The following is a 1,271-nucleotide window of genomic DNA, read 5'->3' on the forward strand; positions in this document are numbered from 1 at the left end:
TGACCTGCCACTGAACTTTCATCCGACTGCGATTAGAGCCTCGGCGGCTTTGAATACGCCAAATGGCGCGGTGGGAGCAACCGGCGGAAACGCGAAGCTTTCATCTTGCGCAGCGTTGGAGCCGGTTGCGGCGATGGACCCGGCATAGTCAGCCGGGGTTTGGTATCCGAGCGATGAGTGCGGCCGTAAATGGTTATAATCCTCAGCCCATTCAGCGATGGCGCTGCGGGCATGATCGAGACCGAAGAACAGGCTCTCGTTGAGCAGCTCGTCGCGCATCCGACCGTTGAAACTCTCGACATAGCCGTTCTGCATTGGCTTGCCCGGCGCGATGTAGTGCCACTCGACCTTGTGATCCTTCGACCAAGCGAGAATGGCATTCGACGTGAGTTCGGTGCCGTTGTCGGAGACGATCATTCCGGGCTTGCCGCGTCGTTCGATCAGCATCGTCAGTTCTCGGGCGACACGCCGACCGGAGATAGACGTGTCCGGGATCGCTGCCAGGCATTCGCGCGTCACGTCATCAACGACATTGAGCACCCGGAAGCGTCTGCCGCAGGCGAACTGGTCGTGGACGAAATCCAGCGACCAGCGGGCATTGGCTTTCGCCTCGACCAGGATCGGTGCACGCGTGCCGACAGCACGCCGCCGGGCTTTTCGCTTGCGAACGGAAAGCCCTTCCTCGCGATAAAGACGGTATATGCGATTGACACCGGACGGCTCTCCATCCCGCCGAAGCAGGATGAACAGCCGACGGTAGCCGAAACGCCGCCGCTCGTTGGCGAAGTCGCGCAGTTTCTTGCGCAGTGCGACCTCCGGCGGTCGACTGGACCGATAACGGATCGTCTTGCGGTCGGCGGCTATGATCTGGCAGGCCCGACGCTCCGAAAGACCCATGACGGCCTTCAGATGCGTGACGGCTTCACGCTTGGCGGCAGGCCCTACCATTTTTTTGCAAGAAGCTCGCGGAGTGCGGCTGCATCCAGCATCTGCTCGGCCAGCAACTTCTTTAGCCTGGTATTCTCGTCCTCAAGCGCCTTCAGCCGCTTCGCCTCGGAGACTTCCATGCCGCCGTATTTGGCCTTCCAGTTATAAAACGTTGCTTCTGAAATCCCGTGCTTGCGGCAGAGGTCGGCCGCCTTCGCGCCAGCCTCCTGCTCCTTCAGCACACCGATAATCTGCTCTTCCGTAAATCGCTGCTTCTTCATTCGTCCGTCCTTTAATGGGCCGGACTCTAATCCATTCTGGAGGAAATTCTCAGTGGCAGGTCA

At 59.6% G+C, this 1,271-nt stretch carries 1 protein-coding gene; it reads right to left on the bottom strand.

What is annotated here, in order from left to right; all coding sequences use genetic code 11:
- Positions 1–18 precede the first annotated feature (18 nt).
- Positions 19–1,208, bottom strand: a protein-coding gene (locus tag C5L10_RS33325) for an IS3 family transposase (protein ID WP_105433210.1) whose coding sequence is annotated in 2 segments (ribosomal slippage) — positions 19–956 and positions 956–1,208 — 1,191 coding nt in all. Because the reading frame shifts where the segments join, the coding sequence is not laid out codon by codon here.
- Between the last annotated feature and the right edge of the window lie 63 nt (positions 1,209–1,271).

The organism is Neorhizobium sp. T6_25 (genome assembly GCF_002968555.1).
In the GTDB taxonomy this organism is placed as follows: domain Bacteria; phylum Pseudomonadota; class Alphaproteobacteria; order Rhizobiales; family Rhizobiaceae; genus Neorhizobium.